This window comes from Sulfitobacter sp. 15WGC (assembly GCF_005068605.1).
In the GTDB taxonomy this organism is placed as follows: domain Bacteria; phylum Pseudomonadota; class Alphaproteobacteria; order Rhodobacterales; family Rhodobacteraceae; genus Sulfitobacter; species Sulfitobacter faviae.
This window is the reverse complement of sequence record NZ_SZNL01000020.1, coordinates 1-18,400: the sequence shown is the minus strand read 5'-3', so window position 1 is coordinate 18,400 and position 18,400 is coordinate 1. Positions and strand designations below refer to the sequence as shown.

19 protein-coding genes and 1 pseudogene are annotated in these 18,400 nt (G+C 61.6%); 10 read left to right on the top strand and 10 right to left on the bottom strand.

Annotated elements, in window-relative coordinates; all coding sequences use genetic code 11:
• The first annotated feature begins 57 nt into the window (after positions 1–57).
• From trpS to FCK22_RS15065, 4 genes are all read left to right on the top strand, one after another.
• Complete coding sequence (gene trpS, locus FCK22_RS15080; protein ID WP_067264097.1) at positions 58–1,074, top strand: tryptophan--tRNA ligase; 1,017 nt, start codon at positions 58–60, stop codon at positions 1,072–1,074.
• 212 nt (positions 1,075–1,286) lie between these two features.
• On the top strand, positions 1,287–2,393 hold the full coding sequence (locus FCK22_RS15075; RefSeq protein ID WP_067261527.1) for a class II histone deacetylase: 1,107 nt from the start codon (positions 1,287–1,289) through the stop codon (positions 2,391–2,393).
• A gap of 9 nt (positions 2,394–2,402) precedes the next feature.
• Complete coding sequence (locus FCK22_RS15070) at positions 2,403–2,975, top strand: nitroreductase family protein (protein WP_067261520.1); 573 nt, start codon at positions 2,403–2,405, stop codon at positions 2,973–2,975.
• On the top strand, positions 2,966–3,700 hold the full coding sequence (locus FCK22_RS15065) for an EI24 domain-containing protein (protein WP_067261519.1): 735 nt from the start codon (positions 2,966–2,968) through the stop codon (positions 3,698–3,700). Before FCK22_RS15070 ends, FCK22_RS15065 begins: the two co-directional genes overlap by 10 nt.
• Here FCK22_RS15065 and FCK22_RS15060 read toward each other — a convergent pair.
• Together FCK22_RS15060 and mce are read right to left on the bottom strand one after the other, a co-directional pair.
• Positions 3,633–3,926 carry a DUF1467 family protein gene (locus tag FCK22_RS15060; RefSeq protein ID WP_067261517.1) on the bottom strand — a complete coding sequence of 98 codons (294 nt, stop codon included), beginning with the start codon at positions 3,924–3,926 and terminating at the stop codon, positions 3,633–3,635. The genes FCK22_RS15065 and FCK22_RS15060 overlap by 68 nt on opposite strands.
• A gap of 2 nt (positions 3,927–3,928) precedes the next feature.
• The gene (gene mce / locus FCK22_RS15055; RefSeq protein WP_067261515.1) at positions 3,929–4,333 is read right to left on the bottom strand and encodes a methylmalonyl-CoA epimerase; all 405 of its coding nucleotides are present in this window, start codon (positions 4,331–4,333) and stop codon (positions 3,929–3,931) included.
• A 126-nt stretch (positions 4,334–4,459) separates the two neighbouring features.
• On the opposite strand from mce, the gene FCK22_RS15050 reads away from it, so the two are divergent.
• The gene (locus FCK22_RS15050; RefSeq protein WP_067261526.1) at positions 4,460–5,179 is read left to right on the top strand and encodes a response regulator; all 720 of its coding nucleotides are present in this window, start codon (positions 4,460–4,462) and stop codon (positions 5,177–5,179) included.
• Positions 5,180–5,188: 9 nt separating this feature from the next.
• Here the strand turns inward: FCK22_RS15050 and FCK22_RS15045 are convergent, their stop codons facing one another.
• The gene (locus FCK22_RS15045) at positions 5,189–5,911 is read right to left on the bottom strand and encodes a GNAT family protein (RefSeq protein ID WP_067261514.1); all 723 of its coding nucleotides are present in this window, start codon (positions 5,909–5,911) and stop codon (positions 5,189–5,191) included.
• 149 nt (positions 5,912–6,060) lie between these two features.
• Here FCK22_RS15045 and FCK22_RS15040 point away from each other — a divergent pair, with 149 nt between their 5' ends.
• From FCK22_RS15040 to FCK22_RS15025, 4 genes are all read left to right on the top strand, one after another.
• Positions 6,061–6,234, top strand: a complete 174-nt coding sequence (locus FCK22_RS15040; protein WP_209274039.1) for a hypothetical protein — start codon at positions 6,061–6,063, stop codon at positions 6,232–6,234.
• 58 nt (positions 6,235–6,292) lie between these two features.
• Positions 6,293–6,769, top strand: coding sequence for a hemerythrin domain-containing protein (locus FCK22_RS15035; protein ID WP_067261510.1), 477 nt, complete (start codon positions 6,293–6,295; stop codon positions 6,767–6,769).
• A 112-nt stretch (positions 6,770–6,881) separates the two neighbouring features.
• On the top strand, positions 6,882–7,514 hold the full coding sequence (locus FCK22_RS15030; RefSeq protein WP_067261508.1) for an MT-A70 family methyltransferase: 633 nt from the start codon (positions 6,882–6,884) through the stop codon (positions 7,512–7,514).
• Positions 7,498–8,229: a BglII/BstYI family type II restriction endonuclease gene (locus FCK22_RS15025; protein WP_231886277.1), complete on the top strand. Its 732-nt coding sequence runs from the start codon at positions 7,498–7,500 to the stop codon at positions 8,227–8,229. The genes FCK22_RS15030 and FCK22_RS15025 overlap by 17 nt, the downstream gene beginning before the upstream one ends.
• Before the next feature lie 29 nt (positions 8,230–8,258).
• On the opposite strand, the gene aspS is transcribed toward FCK22_RS15025, so the two are convergent.
• The 6 genes from aspS to urtA all read right to left on the bottom strand — a co-directional run bounded on the left by aspS (position 8,259) and on the right by urtA (position 16,103).
• A complete protein-coding gene (aspS, locus tag FCK22_RS15020) occupies positions 8,259–10,034 on the bottom strand; it encodes an aspartate--tRNA ligase (protein WP_067261506.1) in 1,776 nt (591 codons plus the stop codon).
• Between the two features lie 158 nt (positions 10,035–10,192).
• On the bottom strand, positions 10,193–10,888 hold the full coding sequence (gene urtE, locus FCK22_RS15015) for an urea ABC transporter ATP-binding subunit UrtE (RefSeq protein WP_067261505.1): 696 nt from the start codon (positions 10,886–10,888) through the stop codon (positions 10,193–10,195).
• On the bottom strand, positions 10,875–11,630 hold the full coding sequence (urtD, locus tag FCK22_RS15010) for an urea ABC transporter ATP-binding protein UrtD (RefSeq protein WP_067261503.1): 756 nt from the start codon (positions 11,628–11,630) through the stop codon (positions 10,875–10,877). The genes urtE and urtD overlap by 14 nt, the downstream gene beginning before the upstream one ends.
• Complete coding sequence (gene urtC / locus FCK22_RS15005) at positions 11,627–12,808, bottom strand: urea ABC transporter permease subunit UrtC (RefSeq protein WP_067261501.1); 1,182 nt, start codon at positions 12,806–12,808, stop codon at positions 11,627–11,629. Before urtC ends, urtD begins: the two co-directional genes overlap by 4 nt.
• Before the next feature lie 3 nt (positions 12,809–12,811).
• Entirely contained in the window at positions 12,812–14,740 is a 1,929-nt protein-coding gene (gene urtB / locus FCK22_RS15000; RefSeq protein ID WP_067261499.1) for an urea ABC transporter permease subunit UrtB, read from the bottom strand.
• Between the two features lie 76 nt (positions 14,741–14,816).
• On the bottom strand, positions 14,817–16,103 hold the full coding sequence (gene urtA, locus FCK22_RS14995) for an urea ABC transporter substrate-binding protein (RefSeq protein ID WP_067261497.1): 1,287 nt from the start codon (positions 16,101–16,103) through the stop codon (positions 14,817–14,819).
• 355 nt (positions 16,104–16,458) lie between these two features.
• Here urtA and FCK22_RS14990 point away from each other — a divergent pair, with 355 nt between their 5' ends.
• Positions 16,459–17,538: a GTP-binding protein gene (locus tag FCK22_RS14990; RefSeq protein WP_067261496.1), complete on the top strand. Its 1,080-nt coding sequence runs from the start codon at positions 16,459–16,461 to the stop codon at positions 17,536–17,538.
• 286 nt (positions 17,539–17,824) lie between these two features.
• Here the strand turns inward: FCK22_RS14990 and FCK22_RS14985 are convergent.
• Positions 17,825–18,283: pseudogene (locus FCK22_RS14985) on the bottom strand (TRAP transporter large permease subunit); the annotation flags it as partial.
• Between the last annotated feature and the right edge of the window lie 117 nt (positions 18,284–18,400).

Here is an 18,400-nt window from a genome sequence, read left to right as displayed (position 1 = left end):
TTCGCGGCCAGAAGTAAGCCTGCCGCGCAAGACTTTCCAGCCCAGAGGTGCCTCCCGATGTCCGAGACCCAATTCACCCCGCGCGTGTTTTCCGGCATTCAGCCCTCGGGCGACCTGCATTTGGGCAACTACCTCGGCGCGCTGAAACGTTTTGCCAATGCGCAGGAAAAGGGCGTACAATCGATCTACTGCATGGTCGACCTGCATGCGATCACAGTCTGGCAAGACCCGGCGGACCTGAAGAAAAGCACCCGCGAGCTCTGCGCCGGATTCATCGCCTCGGGCATCGACCCCGAAAAATCCATCCTAATCAACCAAAGCCAAGTGCCTGAGCACGCGCAGCTGGCTTGGGTCTTCAACTGCGTCGCGCGCATGGGCTGGATGGGCCGCATGACCCAGTGGAAGGACAAGGCCGGCAAAAACGCCGAAGCCGCCTCGCTGGGGCTTTTCGCCTACCCCGCGCTGATGGCCGCCGACATCCTGATCTACCACGCCACCCATGTGCCGGTGGGCGAGGACCAGAAACAGCACTTAGAGCTCACCCGCGACATCGCCGCGAAGTTCAACCACGACTACGGCGTCGACTTCTTCCCGCTCACCGAACCGGTGATCGAAGGCGCGGCCACCCGCGTCATGTCTCTGCGCGACGGGTCCAAGAAGATGTCAAAGTCCGACCCCTCGCCCGCGAGCCGCATCAACCTGACCGACGATGCCGACACGATCGCCAAGAAGTTCCGCAAGGCCAAGACCGACCCCGACGCCCTCCCGTCCGAGGCCGAGGGGCTGAAGGACCGCCCCGAGGCGCGCAACCTCGTGAACATCTACGCCGCCCTCAGCGACCGCACCGTCGATCAGGTGCTGGCGGAGGTCGGCGGCCAGCAATTCGGCACCTTCAAGCCTGCGCTGGCGGAACTGGCCGTCTCCAGAATGGGCCCGATCACCGCCGAAATGCAGCGTCTGATGGCCGACCCGGCCGAGATCGACCGCATCCTCGCCCGCGGCGCGGAACAGGCGCGCGAGATCACCGCCCCGATCCTCAAACGCACCTATGAGATCGTCGGCATGGTCGGCTAACCACCAAAAACCCTAGCGCCCCCCCAAAGGCGCTAGGGCCACCCCAAGCCCCCCGCTTTCCACCCAAAGCGCCCCCTTCCCCCCCTTCATCCTTTCTCAAATACCAAATCCCGCACCCACCTCACGCGCCACCGCCCGCGTGAGCCCCCCGCGCCATGGACAATCCCGCCGCCCTGCGCCACCTTCCCCGCAAGGATGAAGGGGAGCACAAGATGACCACAGGTTTTTTCTGGGACGAACGCTGCTTTTGGCACGCAGGGGGCAACTACGTCTTTACCACGCCGGTGGGCGGGCTGGTGCAGCCCCTCGCCGCCGGGGGCCTGCCGGAAAACCCCGAGACCAAGCGCCGGATGAAGAACCTGATGGAGGTGACGGGGCTCTTCGCCGAACTCGACACCCGCAGCGCCGCCCCCGCCAACCGGGAGGCTTTGGCGCGGGTGCATCCCGAAACCTATCTTGATGACTTCAAGCGCCTCTCGGATGCGGGGGGCGGTGAGCTGGGCCATGCGGTGCCCTTCGCCCGTGGCGGCTATGAACTGGCCGCGCTCTCTGCCGGGCTGTCCATCGCCGCCGTCGATGCCGTGGCGCGGGGCGAGCTTCAGAACGCCTATGCCCTCAGCCGCCCGCCGGGGCATCACTGCCTGCCGGACCTGCCCAACGGTTTCTGCCTTCTCGCCAATATCGCCATCGCCATCGAAGCCGCGCAGGCCAAGGGGCTGGCAAAGCGCGTCGTCGTGCTGGATTGGGACGTGCATCACGGCAATGGGACCGAGGCGATCTATTATGACCGCGATGACGTGCTGACCATCTCGCTCCACCAAGAGGGGAATTACCCCATCGACACCGGCGGCCTGAAAGATCGCGGACGCGGGGCGGGCGAAGGCTATAACATCAACCTACCGATGCACGCAGGCTCGGGCCATACCGCCTACCTCCACGCGATGGACCGCGTGGTGATCCCAGCGATCGAGGCTTTCGCCCCCGACATGATCATCGTCGCCTGCGGCTATGACGCGGCGATCATCGACCCGCTGGCGCGAATGCAGGCCACCGCCGAAACCTTTGCCGAGATGACCAAACGCATTCGCAGCACCGCTGAGCGGCTTTGCGATGGCAAGCTGGTGCTGGTGCATGAGGGCGGCTATTCCGAGGCCTATGTCCCCTTCTGCGGCCATGCCACCATCGCCGCGCTGAGCGGCAGCGAGATTGACGCGCCGGACCCGATGGCGCGGTCGCTGAATGCGCGCCAACCCTCGCCCGCCTTTGATGCCTTCCTCCGCCAGTCGATTGACGATATGGCGCAGCAACTGGACCTGTAAGAGACCCCGATGCCCGTAGCTGATCCTTCCGCCCTCGCCTTTTTGCAAAACCGCCGCTCGCGCCCGGCCAAGACACTGGGCCTGCCGGTGCCCGATGCCAAGGCCCTGCGCCCGCTTCTGACCGCCGCCGCGCGCACGCCGGATCATGGCAAGTTGGAGCCCTGGCGTTTCGTGGTCATCGACCGTGCCGCAATGGCGCGTTTGGCAGAGGTGGTCGAGACACGCGGCGCGGCGCTTGGCCTTGGGGCCGAGGACATCACCAAAGGGCGCGGGCAGTTCGATCAGGGCAACCTCGCCGTGGCGGTGATCGAGGTGCAAAAACCCTCTTCCAAAATTCCGCCGCTGGAGCAGACCTATTCCGCCGGGGCGGTTTGCCTCGCGCTTCTGAATGCCGCCCTCGCCGCAGGCTGGGGCGCCAATTGGCTCAGCGGTTGGCCCGCCCATGACCGGGGTTTCATGGAAGAGGGCTTGGCCCTCGCCCCGCATGAGCGCATCGCGGGCATCATTCACATTGGCACCGAAACCACCGCCCCGCCGGAGCGTCCGCGCCCGGACATCGACGGGATCACCACATGGCTGTAGGCGCGATCTTCAGGTCATTCACCCGGGCGCTTGGCCAATTGGGCGATGCGCGCTTTCGCAAGGTGGTGCTCTTGGGCGTGGGCCTGTCGCTGGCGCTGCTGATCGCGGCCACGGCGGGCTTTGCCTATCTGGTGGATTGGGTCACCCCCGAAGACGCTTGGCTGCCCGTGCTAGGCGAGGTCAACTGGCTCGACGATTTGCTGAGCTGGAGCGCGCTGATCCTGCTCATGGTGCTGTCAGTCTTTTTGATGGTGCCCGTGGCCTCGGCGATCACCTCGATGTTTCTCGATGAGGTGGCCGATGCGGTGGAAGAGGTGCACTACCCCCATCTGCCCCCCGCGAACCAAGTCAGCATGGGCGACGCCATCCGCGACACGGTCAATTTCATGGGCGTGCTGGTGGGGGCGAACCTGCTGGCGCTGGTGCTTTATCTGCTCTTCGCCCCAGCGGCGCTGTTCATCTTCTGGGGGCTGAACGGGTTTCTGCTGGGGCGGGAGTATTTCACCCTCGCCGCGCTGCGCCGCCACGGGCGGGACGAGACCAAGCGCCTGCGTCGCCGCCATGCGGGCACGATCTGGATGGCCGGGGTGCTGATGGCGGTGCCGCTTTCGGTGCCGCTGCTGAACCTGCTGATCCCGATCCTAGGCGCGGCGACCTTTACCCACCTGTACCATGCGTTGGTGCCGCATTCGGATGCAGCCAGCCTTCGATATCCGCCACGCTGATCCAGCCCGACAGGATGATCGTCGCGCTGATCGCCCAGATGATCGCGGCGACCAGCGTGGTCCACAGCGCCTTACGGCCCAGATGATGCTGCTCGGGCGCGCCCGCATGGGTGCCCGGCACCACCTCGCCCGCGTCGCCTTGGGTTTGCACCCGGATCGGCAGGGCGATCAGGAATGTCATCGACCAGATGACGGCAAAGAGGACGAGCCCCGAAACGATCCCCATGATCAGACCTCCTCAAGCTCGACGAGCGCGCCGTTGAAATCCTTGGGGTGTAGGAACAATACCGGCTTGCCATGCGCCCCGATCTTCGGCTCGCCCGAGCCCAAGACACGCGCGCCGGTGGATTTCAGATGGTCCCGCGCGGCGAGGATGTCTTCGACCTCATAGCAGATGTGGTGGATGCCACCCGCCGGGTTCTTTTCCAGAAAGCCGTTAATTGGGCTGTCTTCGCCCAAGGGATGCAGCAATTCGATCTTGGTATTCGGCAGTTCGATGAAGATCACGGTCACCCCGTGGTCCGGTTCGGCCTGCGGCGCGCCGACCTTGGCCCCAAGCGCGTGGCGATACTGATCCGCCGCCGCTTCGAGATCCGGCACCGCGATGGCCACATGGTTAAGACGTCCGATCATCCTGAATGCTCCTCGTGATTTGCCAGCTTTATGCCCGCCGCCCCGGTAAACAACAATGCGTCACGTTAACGCGTCATTAGCCAACGCGGCGTAACGATGGCGCAGCATTTGTTGTTGGAGGCGATGATGGACGATACCGACCCCTTTGAAAGACCGACCCTCACCCCCACGGCGGAGCGGCCTCTGCTAGGCCTTACCGTTCTGGTGGTCGAAGACAGCCGTTTCGCCTGTGAGGCGATGCGCCTGCTCTGCCTGCGCTCGGGCGCGCGGATCAGACGGGCGGACTGCCTGCGCTCGGCCCGGCGGCATTTGCAGGTCTACCGCCCCAGCGTGGCGCTGGTCGACCTTGGCCTGCCTGACGGCAGCGGGTTGGACCTGATTGCAGAACTCATGCAAAGCACACCCCGGGTCGAGGCGATCATCGCCATCTCGGGCGACAGCCATATGGAGCCTGACGCCCGCGCGGCGGGGGTGGATGGCTTCCTGTCCAAGCCGATCACCTCGCTATCCTCCTTTCAGCAAGCCATCCTCGCCGCACTGTCCGACGACCGCCGCCCCCGGGGGCCGCGCATCCTGCCGGATGAGGATGTCACCCCCGACCGGATCGGTTTCCAAGATGACATTGCCCATATCGCTGACGTGCTGGGGGACGCGCCCGACAATCAAACGCTGGATTACGTCGCGCAATTCCTGTGCGGGGTGGCCCGTTCGGCCAATGATCAACGTTTGGAAGAAGCCGCACGCGCCTTGGCCCATAAACGCGCCCTCGGCCAACCCGCGGGGCCTGAGACCGCAGCCATCACCGGCATGATCCGGCACCGCCTTGCCGAAAAGCTGGCGATCTAGCCTGACGGGTTAAAGCGTCGGATCCCTGGCCACCCGGACAAGGCGGGTCAGATCGCCAAGCCGCTCTTTCTGCTGCCCCTGCTCGTCGAAATTGCCGGGGGCAAGCCAAACCTCGAACGCCTCTTTCAGCGCGGGCCATTCCGTGTCGATCGCGGCGAACCAAGCCGTGTCGCGATTGCGCCCTTTGACGATGGTCGCCTGCCGAAAGACGCCCTCATAACTCAGCCCCAGACGCTGCGCCGCGCGGCGCGACGGACGGTTGAGCGCGTCGCACTTCCACTCGAATCTGCGATAGCCCGCCTCGAAGGCCCATTGCATCATCAGGAATATCGCCTCGGTCGCTGCCGGGGTGCGCTGAAGCGCGGGGCTGAAGTTGATATGGCCCACTTCGATGCTGCCCGCCTCGGGCTTGATCCGCAGGAAACTCGCCACGCCCAGCCATTGGTCCCGCGCGCGGTCTTTCACCGCCATGAAATAGGGATCGGCCTTTCCCGCAGTGTCGCGCACCCAACGGTGGTACTGCGCCGCCGAAGAGAATGGCCCGTAGGGCAGATAATCCCAAACGTGATCCTCCCCCAGATAGGCGGGGTAAAGCAGCGCCGCGTGTTTCTCGGCCGAAAGCGGTTCCAACACCACATGCTGCCCGGTGAGCACCTCTCCCCCCGGGCGCGGCGGCTCGGACCAATTCTCAACAAGGGGGCCAACGGGGCGCGGGTCAGATTTACTGTTCATGGAAAAGTTATGCACCGGCGTTTTCGAGCCGCCAAGCTGAATAAACTTGAAATAATCGCATCAGACCCCAGTCTTGGCCTCCAAGCTACACATTGATGCCACAATCAGCCTTCAGCATCGTCGCAACCGCAAAGACCCGGGAGGGTGAGATGAGCCAGCAGCACAGAAAGGACAGCGCGACACCCGCAAAGCCGGTCGACTGGATCGTTGTGGGCGCGAATGCGCTTGGGCTGGTCGTCGTCGCCTTGGCCGCATTTCACGCGCAAACCGGCGGGCTGTTCCAAGAGGTTGCCAGCCAAGCGGCGCAGGGAACGGTCTTCTAAGGCGGGAACCTGCCGGTGGCTGCGGCGTTAGCCACAGGTAACACCAAAGGATTTCCCCATGCCCTCCATCTATGACGCGATCAAAGAAGATCATGATGAACACCGCGCCCTGCTGAACACCATTGCCGACACCGAAGGCGACAGCGCCGAGCGCCGCAAAGCTTGGGATCGCTTTTACCATGACGTGAAATCCCACGCCGCCGCCGAGGAAGAGACCTTTTATTCCACGCTGATGTCCGAAACATGGGGCCAAGATCACGCCCGCCATTCGGTGCATGAGCACCAACAGCTTGACGACATCATGGAGGAATTGCGCGAAACCGATATGTCCTCTTCGGCTTGGCTGACTCGTTTCAAGCAGCTCAAGCATGATTACGAGCATCACATGGATGAGGAAGAAGACGAGCTTTTCACCCGTGCCAAGAAGGTTATCGGCGAGGAACAGAACGACGCCTTCGGCGACAAGTTCCTGAAGCGTAAGGAAAAGGAAGCCAAACTCATCGAGGAAAAGCGCGAAGACAGCCTTGAGGATTGACCCAAACCGCTCTTCCCTGCTAAATGTGTTCCCTTAACGTTCTTGTGGATATCCAGCCCCGCCGGGCAGGTTGCGGTTGCAAGAAAGCCCGAGGGAACGCAATATATTGGATATGAGCGATAATCCATCACAAGACCTACGCGACTTTCTGGGGAAAGACCGGTTTGGATGCGTCATGGCGGACCCGCCGTGGCGCTTTACCAACCGCACCGGAAAGGTCGCGCCCGAGCATAAGCGCTTGGCCCGTTATCCCACGATGACGGTTGAGGATATCTGCGCCCTGCCCGTGGCCGATCACCTCGAAGACCGCGCGCATTGCTACATGTGGGTGCCAAATGCGCTGCTGCCCGAAGGGTTGCAGGTGCTCAAGGCTTGGGGGTTTGAGTATAAATCCAACATCATCTGGCACAAAATCCGCAAGGATGGCGGCAGTGATGGGCGCGGCGTGGGTTTTTACTTCCGCAATGTGACCGAGATTTTGCTGTTCGGCGTGCGTGGTAAGAACGTGCGCACGCTCGACGCCGGGCGGCGGCAGGTGAACATGCTGCAAACCCGCAAGCGCGAGCATTCGCGCAAGCCGGATGAGCAATATGACCTGATCGAAAGCTGCTCTTGGGGCCCCTACCTCGAACTCTTCGGGCGCGGCGTGCGCGAGGGTTGGACCGTTTGGGGCAATCAGGCCGAGGCGGATTACAAGCCCGATTGGAAGACCTACAGCTACAATTCCAGTGTCGCGGCTGAGTAATCTGGCGCGGCGCATCGACGACGCGGTTTTCGACGACGACAGGCTCGTCGAAGATCTGCTGCCCGCCGATCTGCGCGACCGCTATTCCGTCACCAGCTACCGCAGCGCCGCCGCCGTGCTGCAACAACGCGCGCCCGAGGAATTGGCCGCGATCATCCGCGTGCTGCGCCAATTCACCATCAGCCGCGATGAAATCCGCGCGCCGGGGGGCAACCGCATGTCGGCCACCACCCGTTTCGCGCAATATGCCGCAGCCGAGAATTTCCACGAAGAGGTGCGCATCAAGGCCGACCTGCTGGTGCAACTCACCGCCGGCAAAGGCGACAGCGCGCCCGAGGTTGACCGCATCATCCGCGAAGACTTCATCCACAACCATATGGTCGATTTCTGGCGCGGCCGGGTGGCGTTCGACTATGAGTGGAACAGCAAGGACCAGACCTATGACCGCGACCTTTACGCCTTTCGCAGCTTCTTCGAAGCGGGGGTGATCGACGTGGGCGTCATTGTCACGCGCGAACTGTCGAACGATTTTTTCAAATCGCTCGGCAATTGCTTGGACAAATTCGGCAATGAGACCGACAAGACCGTCAGCGCGAAATTCGGGGCCAGCACCACCGGCACCCACAAGCTGATCAGCCGCATCGCCGCCGGGCGTAGCGGCGGCTGCCCGGTTCTGGTGCTGGGCATCCTACCGGGCAATATCACCCCCGACTGAGCCGGGGGCGAGATTTCAGTCAGACAGGATCACTCCTGCGGGATGACCCGCAGCCCCAGTTCCATCAGCTGATCGCTGCTGGGCTCGGAAGGGGCGTTCATCATCAGGTCTTCGGCGCGCTGGTTCATCGGGAAGAGGATGACTTCGCGGATGTTTTGCTCTTCGGCCAGCAGCATGACGATACGGTCGATGCCCGCGGCACAGCCACCGTGGGGCGGCGCGCCGTATTGGAAGGCGTTGACCATGCCGCCAAAGCGCTTGCGCACCTCGTCTTCGCCGTAGCCCGCGATCTCAAAGGCTTTGAACATGATCTCCGGCTTGTGGTTCCGGATCGCGCCCGAAACCAGCTCGTAGCCGTTGCAGGCGAGGTCATATTGATAGCCCAGCACCTTGAGCGGATCGCCCTCCAGCGCTTCCATCCCGCCTTGGGGCATGGAGAAGGGGTTGTGTTCGAAGTCGATCTTGCCGGTCTCTTCGTCGCGCTCGTAGATCGGGAAATCCACGATCCATGCAAAGGCGAAACGCTCCTTGTCGGTGAGGTTCAACTCCTCGCCGATGACGTTACGCGCGCGGCCCGCGACGGCCTCAAAGCTCTTCGGCTTGCCGCCGAGGAAGAAGGCCGCGTCGCCGACACCCAGACCCAATTGCTGGCGGATCGCTTCGGTGCGCTCAGGCCCGATGTTCTTGGCCAACGGGCCTGCCGCTTCCATGCCGCTGCCCTGATCGCGCCAGAAGATATAGCCCATGCCGGGCAGACCTTCCTTCTGCGCGAAGGCGTTCATGCGATCGCAGAACTTGCGGCTGCCGCCTGTGGGCGCGGGAATGGCGCGGATTTCGGTGCCTTCCTGCTCAAGCAGTTTGGCAAAGATCGCGAAGCCGGAATCGCGGAAGTGCTCGCTCACCACCTGCATCTTGATCGGGTTGCGCAGGTCGGGCTTGTCGGAGCCATACCAAAGCGCGGCGTCCTTGTAGGAAATCTGCTCCCAAGTCTCGTCGACCTTCTTGCCGCCGCCGAACTCTTCGAAGATGCCTGCGATCACCGGCTGGATCGTGTCGAAGACGTCCTGCTGCGTGACAAAGGACATCTCCATGTCGAGCTGGTAGAAATCGGTGGGCGAGCGGTCGGCGCGCGGGTCCTCGTCGCGGAAGCAGGGCGCGATCTGGAAGTATTTGTCAAAGCCCGAGACCATGAGCAGCTGTTTGAACTGCTGCGGCGCCTGCGGCAGGGCGTAGAACTTGCCCGGATGCAGACGCGACGGCACGAGGAAGTCGCGCGCGCCCTCGGGGGAGGAAGCGGTGATGATCGGCGTCTGGAACTCGCGGAAGTTCTGATCCCACATGCGCTTGCGGATCGAGGCCACCACGTCAGAGCGCAGCGCCATGTTCTTTTGCATCTTCTCCCGGCGCAGGTCGAGGTAGCGATAGCGCAGACGTGTCTCCTCGGGGTATTCCTGATCGCCAAAGACCTGAAGCGGCAGTTCCGCGGCAGAACCCAAGATTTCGATGTCGCGCGCGTAGACTTCGATCTCGCCCGTGGGCAGCTTGGGGTTCACAAGGCTCTCGTCGCGCGCCTTGACGGTGCCGTCGATGCGCACACACCACTCCGCGCGGACCTTCTCCATCTCGGCGAAGGCCGGGCTGTCGGGGTCGCAGATCACCTGCGTGATGCCGTAATGGTCGCGCAGGTCCAGAAAGAGCACACCGCCGTGATCCCGCACCCGGTGCACCCAGCCGGACAGGCGCACATTGTCACCCTTGTTCTCAAGGCTCAGATCGGCACAGGTATGGCTGCGATAGGCGTGCATGATGGTCCCTTCCTAGGGCTATTTCAGGTTTCGCGCAGGTACACCGTTTGACGGTCGGGAAGTCAAGACTTTGCTGCCACGCGCCCCTACAATAATAGGAGGTTTCCGCGCCTAGCCCCCCAGCCGGAGTCCTGCGCGATCCCGCTTTGAGAGGTCAGCTAGAGCGCAAGTGCATCCAAAAGCTGCTCTCTTTTCGCTTCTGCCTTTGGGATCGATTGGGTGATCTGGCCGCGCTGCATGACGTGGAAATGATCCGCGTTGTTATAGGCAAAATCAAAGTTCTGCTCGACCAGCACGATGGCCAACTCCCCCCGATCGCGCAGAAGCCGGATGGTGCGGCCAATCATCTGGATGATATTGGGCTGAATCCCCTCGGTGGGTTCATCCAACAGCAGCACGCTGGGCCGCGCGATGAGCGCGCGGGCAATGGAAAGCTGCTGTTGTTGCCCGCCCGAAAGGTCCCCCCCGCGCCGGGTCTTCATTTCAGCGAGGACGGGGAAAAGATCGAAAATCTCATCCGGGATCCTACGCTCGGACTTGGGCAGGCAGGCAAAGCCCGTCTCAAGGTTCTCTTGCACGGTCATCAGCGGAAAAATCTCACGCCCCTGAGGCACATATCCGACGCCCGCCTTGGCCGAGAGCGCCGCACGCCCCGGTTGCAATTCCACGCCATCAAGCCTGATCCTCCCGTCTGAGAAAGGGTGCCGCCCGGCGATGGCTTTCAGCAGGCTCGTCTTGCCGACCCCATTCGTGCCGGTCACGCAAGTCACCTGCCCCACGGGCGCGTTCAAGGTGATGTCATGGAGGATCTGGGATTGCCCGTATTTCAGGCTCAGGTTCTCAATCTCCAGCATCGCTGCGCCCCAAATAAACGTCAATTACAGTCTGATTGTTGGTCACATGATCCAGTGACCCTTCGGCCAGCACCGATCCTTCGTGCAATACGGTCACCTTGCAGTTCAGCCGCCGCACGAACTCCATATCATGCTCCACCACGATAACGGCGCGAGTCTCGGCCGCCTTTCTCAGGATGTCGGTGGTGTGCTCGCGCTCATGCGCGGTCATGCCTGCGGCGGGTTCATCCACCAGCAGCAGGCGCGGCGATTGCGCAAGCAGCATCCCGATCTCCAGCCATTGTTTTTGCCCATGGCTCAACTCTCCGGCAGGGCGGGAGAGATGGGCGGTGAGGTTGATCTCATCGGCGATCTGTTCAAGCCGCGCGGCCCCCTCTGCACTCTTGCGATAGAACAGGACCGAGAAGGTGCCCCGCGGGTTCTTGAGCGCCATGGCAAGGTTTTCGCGCACGCTTTGCGCCTCGAAAACCGTGGGCTTTTGAAACTTGCGCCCGATCCCCAGCATGGCGATCTGGCTTTCCGACAGACCAATGAGCGAGCGGCTGTCTTCGCCGAAACGAATATAGCCCTCATCCGGCTTCGTCTTGCCGGTGATGATATCCATGAAAGTTGTTTTGCCCGCCCCATTGGGGCCAATGACGGCCCGCAACTCCGGCTCCCCGATCTGGAGGCTGAGGTTCTTGATCGCCTGAAACCCGTCAAAGGATTTCGAAATTCCGGACATTTCCAAAAGAGAAGTCATGACTTGCGCACCAGTTTGTCAAAGAGGCCGCCGATGCCCTTGGGCGCAAACAGCGTGATAAGTACAAAGCTGAGACCAAGCAGCACCAGCCACCAGTCGACCCAATGGATCGTATAGACCCCCAGATCGATGCTGGGCGCGCCGCCCCCCGTGAACCAACTGGACAGGAGCGAGACCACCGCCGCCCCGATGACCGCCCCGTAAAGCCGCCCTCGCCCGCCAATGGCGACCCAGACCGCCAGATAGATTGAGGCGATGGGCGCGATCTCAGCCGGGTTGATAATGCCCGCCTGCGGGTAATAGAGCGCGCCCGCGATGCCTGCGACGATGGCGGTGATGGTAAAGACGAAGAGCTTATAGCTTTCCACATGATAGCCAAGGAAACGGACGCGCGATTCATCGTCGCGGACGGCTTGGATGATATTGCCCAGCTTGCTGTCGGTGATCCAAGCGAAGAACAGATAGCCCAATGCGAGCGCCACGGCGGAGCCGAGGAAAAAGACGATTGAGACCACGTCTTGCCCGCTATCGGCGAAACCGGGGATGTTTTGCAGGCCCGACAAGCCGTTGTTGCCCCGCAGCCCGCTGTCGTTCTGGAAGAGGTAAAGCGCCAGCGCCAGCGTCATGGCTTGGGTTAGGATCGACAGGTAGACCCCATTGACGCGGCTGCGGAACGCAAGCCAGCCAAAGACCAGCGCCAGCGCGCCGGAGATCAGCACGACGAAGGCCAATTGAATCCACAGGCTGTCCGCAAAGGCCCAGATCAGCGGAAAGTCGGATGAGCCGACAACCCCGAAAATCTGGTTTCCGATCGCGTCCGATATCTCCTGCGGCGTGGGCGGGATGGTCTGACCGGCGAGGCTGTCGGCCACGATGATCTCGGTGCGCGCATACATGAGCCACATCCCGATAGCGTAGCCCCCGATCCCGAAAAAGGCGAAATGCCCAAGGCTGAGGATGCCGCAATATCCCCAGACCACATCCATCGCGATGGCCACAAGGCACAGGCAAAGGGTCTTGCCCAAGGTCTTGACGAAAGAGGTCGAGACAAGCCCGGTGCCGACCGCTTCGGACATCACCGTGACAAGGGCCGTGAACAGGCCCAGCGCGGCGAGGAAGTAGAGAACCGAAGGATTGCGCCCGATGAAGGAACTGCGTTGGCTGTGCGTCTGGGTCATGGCTCAATCCGCCGCTGCCCGGCCTTTGGGGGCGACAATGCCCTTGGGCCGGAATTGAATGAACAGGATGATGAAAAGGATCATATAGGTCTGGGCCGCCAGCGTGTTGGAAGGGTTCAACCACTCGATCCCCTTTTGCAGGAAACCGATCAGACCGGCGCCCGCCAGCGTGCCGAAGACCGACCCGACACCGCCCACCACGACGGTCATGAAGCTTTGCACGATGTAATTCGTGCCCATTTCAGAGGTGACCTGCGCATAAAGCCCGATGCCGACGCCCGCGACCCCGGCGATGCCGGAGCCCAGCCCGAAGGTCATCATGTTGATGCGATCCGGGTTGATCCCCATCGAGGCCGCCATGCCGGGGTTCTGCGTCACCGCGCGCACCTCCAAGCCAAGGCGCGTGCGCTTGAGGATATACAGCAGCAGGAACAGAAAGATTAGCGCGAGCACGAATATGGCGATGCGGATGAAACTGATCTGAACCACATCCGAGATCACCAGCGCCCCGCGCAGCCATTCGGGCGATGTCAGCGGGCGGGCCTGCGTGCCAAAGATGTTCTTGGCGATCTGCTGGAGGGCGATTGAGATGCCGAAGGTCGCCAAAAGGGTCTCAAGCGGGCGATGGTAGAGATGGCGGATCACCAGCCGCTCCATCGCGACGCCCGCGCCAAAGGTGACGGCAAAGGCCAGCGGCAGCGCGATCAGAAGCGACACCGTGTAATCGGGAACGATGAGCTGCACCACATAGCCGGTATAGGCGCCCATCATGATAAACTCGCCATGGGCCATGTTGATGACCCCCATCTGCCCAAAGGTGATCGCAAGCCCAATCGCGGCGAGGAAATAGATCGAGGCCAGCGAAAGACCGTCGAGTGTCAAATCCAACGTCTGCGCCCAGCCGACCCGCGTTTCGACCGCGTCGAGCGTGGCGCGGGCCGCGTCGGTGATCGCGGCGTCCTCCTCTGCGTAGCGTTCATAAAAGACCGCGTTCTGCAAAGCGGTATCAATATCATCCTGCGTCACAAGAGGCGGCACGCTGCCTGCCTCGGCAAGCGCGCGATAGGCATCTACACGCCGCGCCGGGTCATCCAACTGCGCCAGAGGAACGCCGCCCACGCGCCCATCAACGATATTGGCTTCCAGCGCCGCGCGTATCTCGCCTTGTGGCACGATCGCAGGGGCGAGGCCCGCCTCCACCAGCGTCTCATAGCTTGCCGAGGGTGCTGCCGTGGGATCAAGAATGCGGGCGATGTTCCCCTCGGGCTGCTGTTCGGCCACACCGGTCTTGACCGAAAGGATCTGGCTCAGCACCGCCCGCGCTTCGAGTGAGGTGTCGGAGGACAGGCTTTCAATCGCGCGGATGCGCTCATCAGCCGCCTGCCCAAAGCGCGCGGTCAGGAAATTGGCCAATTGCTCCTTCCGGGCGCGCAGGGCGGGGTCATCCTCCCCGTCGAGTGACGCCACGAGCGGGCCAAGCTGGCTGGCATCGCTGCGGCGTGCAATGCTTTCAAGCGCGGCGCGGCGGCGCGCAGGGTCGGGATCGGACAGTTGAAACTGCACCAAGGCCGTGCCGATGACCCGCCGCACGCCGCCATTGGGGCGCAATTGGCTGAACCCATCCGAGGGCGCTGTGGCCTCCTCGCCCGTATCTATGTCGCGCAGCGCGAGTGTATCATCCGCCTCGTCCCCAAAGTAGAACAGGCCCGAGGTATCGTCTTGCCAGACGTTCCGCTCGGCCCATTGCTCCAGAAAGGCTGGCACCTGCGGCAAGCCCGAGGCCACCAGATCGTCCAATAGGACACCGACCGATTTACGCGAGGGTTTGACCACCTCTGCTTCGTGGGTCTGCAAAAGGGACTGGAGGTCCTGAGCGGATGCAAAACCGACAGAGGCCAGCAAGCATATCAGGCTGAGCAGCATTCGAACCATGAGGTATGGGGCTTTCGGAGAGGGAGTGGTCAAAACGGATGCCGGGCACGGCTGAGGACGCGCCCGGCGCTTGGGTTCAGTAGTTCGAAGTCAACTGAACGCAGGTCTCGGTCTCTTTGTTGTACATGCCGCATTCGAGGTCTTTCCAATCGGAGACCAGAACCGCCGATTCAGGCAGGAAATCCGTCCATGCATCGCCCGGCACTTCTTCGGTCTGGCTGATGATGTCGAATTGGCCGTCTTCGGTAATTTCACCGATCAATACAGGCTTGGCGAGGTGGTGATTGGGCAGCATGACAGCTGTCCCGCCGGTGAGGTTCGGGAATTCCTGCCCATACATCGCCGCACGCACCGCATCCACATCCGTGGTGCCTGCTTCGGTGACCGCGTTCACCCACATGTTGAAACCGATGTAATGCGCCTCCATCGGGTCATTGGTCACCCGGTCTTCGCCCATCGCCTCTTTCCACGCGGCGACCCATTCGTCATTCTGCTCGGATTCAGCCGATTGGAAATAGTTCCACGCCGCGAGGTGCCCCACGAGGTCAGCGGTATCGAGGCCCGAAAGCTCTTCCTCCCCGACCGAGAAGGCGACGACCGGAATGTCATCGGCAGAGATGCCCGCCGCGGCCAGTTCTTTGTAAAAGCCGATATTCGCATCGCCATTGATGGTTGAGATCACGCCCACCTGCGAGCCATCAGCGCCCAGTTCGACCACATCCGACACGATCGTGGACCAGTCAGAATGGCCGAAAGGCGTATAGTTGACGAAGATGTTCTCTTCGGGAATGCCCTTATCCAGCAGATATTGCTCAAGAATGTTGTTGGTGGTTCTGGGATAGACATAGTCAGTGCCCAGCAGCGCGAATTTCTCGACGCCCAGTTCCTCAAGGAAATAATCGGTGGCCGGAATCGCCTGCTGGTTCGGGGCCGCACCGGTGTAGAACACATTGCGCGAGCTTTCCTCGCCCTCATACTGGACCGGGTAGAACATCAGGCCGTTCAGCTCTTCCAGAACGGGCAGCGCGGATTTGCGCGAGACCGAGGTCCAAGAGCCAAAGATAACATCCACCCCCGAGACGGTAAGAAGCTCACGCGCCTTTTCGGCGAACAGCGGCCAATCGGAAGCCGGGTCAACGACGACCGCTTCGATCTCACATCCCAGCAAGCCGCCCGCGGCGTTCTGCTGCGCGATCAAAAGCTCCATCGTGTCTTTCAACGTCGTCTCGGAAATGGCCATCGTCCCCGAGAGGGAGTGCAGCACGCCAACCTTGATCGGATCGTCGCAGGCCGCAGCGGCGGCTGATCCTGCGAGCAGAAGGGCAGCGGTCGCCGTGACTGTGCGTTTGGTGGAAAATTTCATGACGGTATCCCCGTTTGGTGTGCGGAAGAGCAAAGACGCGATGATGCCTCTTCCACACAGCGTTTATTGTTATCGCGCGCGGATGCCCCCCTTGCCGGACAACTCCTTTGGCGCCGCCCCATAGCGAGGCCCCTGCAGCCTCAATTTCAGGGCGCGTTGCAACAAGCCCTAACCCAAGGTCGCTTTCTGCGGCGCAGCAACAACGCCCTTCGATTGGGCGGTTTGAGGTGGACCTGCCAAAATTTGGGCGCTGAGCGCATGGATTTGGCACGCGCGGGGCATCGGCCTACGGGTTGCACCACATATTGTGATGTTATAACGTTACCGAGATTATCCATAGCAAAGCCCGCAAACCATGCCCGCCACCGACAAACGTATTCCCGTCACCCTGCTGACCGGCTTCCTCGGCGCGGGGAAAACCACACTGCTCAATCACATCGTCGCAAGCGAGGAGGCCCCCAAAATCGCAGTCGTCGTGAATGAGTTCGGTGAGGCCGGGCTTGACCACGATCTGATCGAAACCGCCGACGAAGAGGTCATTCTCATGCAATCGGGCTGTCTGTGCTGCTCGATCAGGGGGGATCTGTCGCGAACGCTGCAAGACCTCAAGCGCCGTAAGCAAACGTGGCGCGTACAATTCGACCGCGTTGTGATCGAGACGACGGGGTTGGCCGATCCCGGCCCCATTCTCCAGACCTTCTTGGCCGATCCCTATCTGGCCCGCAAATTCCGCGTGGACGGGGTGGTGACGGTCGTCGATGCCGCGAATGGGCCGGACACGCTGGATCACCAGTTCGAAGCCGTCTCGCAGGTGGCGATGGCCGAGTTGCTGGTGCTCAGCAAATCCGACTTGGTGACCCAGCAAGCGCTTGCCGCCTTTGAAGGCAGGCTGCGCGACCTCAATCAAACGGCGCGCATCATCAAGGCCGAACGCGGGCTTATCCCGGTCGCATCGCTCTGGGGGCTTAGCGGTATGCGGCGGGCGGTTGATGCGAGCAACGTTATGGAATGGCTCACGCCCGTCCAAGCGGCGGATCCGTTCGACAACCTCTCGGGCTTCGCCGCGCCCACGGCATCCGCCCCCATGATGCAAACCCACCAACATGATGCGCGGATCGGGTCGGCCTCTATCGTTCTAGACGCACCGATCCCGGCCGAGGTTTTCGACCTTTGGCTCGACACGCTGGTCAGGCTGCGCGGGTCCGATCTTTTGCGGGTCAAAGGCATTGTGCATCTGGAAGACGTCCCCACGCCCTTTGTCTTTCACGGCGTGCAGCATCTTTTCGATCCGCCCGTCCCCCTGCGCGACTGGCCAAAGGACGACCAGCAGTCCCGCATCGTCGTCATCGCCCGCGATATGACCAACCCCGAACTGAACCGGAGCCTCGATATGCTGCGTGCCCGGCGCGATCGGTCTGGGCGACAGGCGGGATAGCAGCTTGACCCGGCATGGCTCTTCGGCCACAGATTATGGCTTTCAGGCGATTATTGCTGGGATAAAAGCCGTTCGTCTTAACGTAGAGCCCCCCTACTAACGAGCGGTGTAGCCATCATCGATCGGCCTCGGCTTCATCACGCCTTCCTAAACATCATCCAAAGGAGCCGCCATACTCGCGTGCTATGCAGCCCCGCAATTGCCGCTAGTCATATTTGAAAAGGCCGACTACGGGGGAATGGCCCATAGAGGCGCACTCATGCCCCTATCCCCACTCCGCCCTCCTTTAGAACAGGACCGCGGGCAGCCATGTCGCGAGGAATGGCAACAACCAGATCAGAGATAAACCTACGATCTGAAGGCAGATGAAAGGCATTACCCCCGCATAAATTTGCCCCGTAGTAATCTCTTTCGGGGCCGAACCACGTAGGTAAAACAAGGAGAAGCCGAACGGCGGTGTTAGAAAGGAAGTCTGAAGATTGATTGCAATCAAAACACCCAACCAGATCGGATCATGCCCCAACAGGATAAGCGATGGGGTGATCAGCGGCAGCACGATTACCGAAATTTCTACGAAATCAAGGAAGAAGCCCATAACGAAGATCACGATCATGCAGAAAACAAGCGCACCGTTCGGGCCGCCTGGCATTTCGGCAAGGATACTAGCCACCCGTTCTTCTCCGCCTAGTCCGATGAATACAAGGCTGAAGAAGCCGGCTGCGATAATCGTCGCGATGTTGATTGTCACTGAGAACTGACCCGGTAGCCCCATAAATTGTCACTGAGAATTGACCCATGTGAACACACTTCCCCGACGGTTTTGGTTGGGGGGATTTGGAGTGATCGACATGGGATTTTTGAG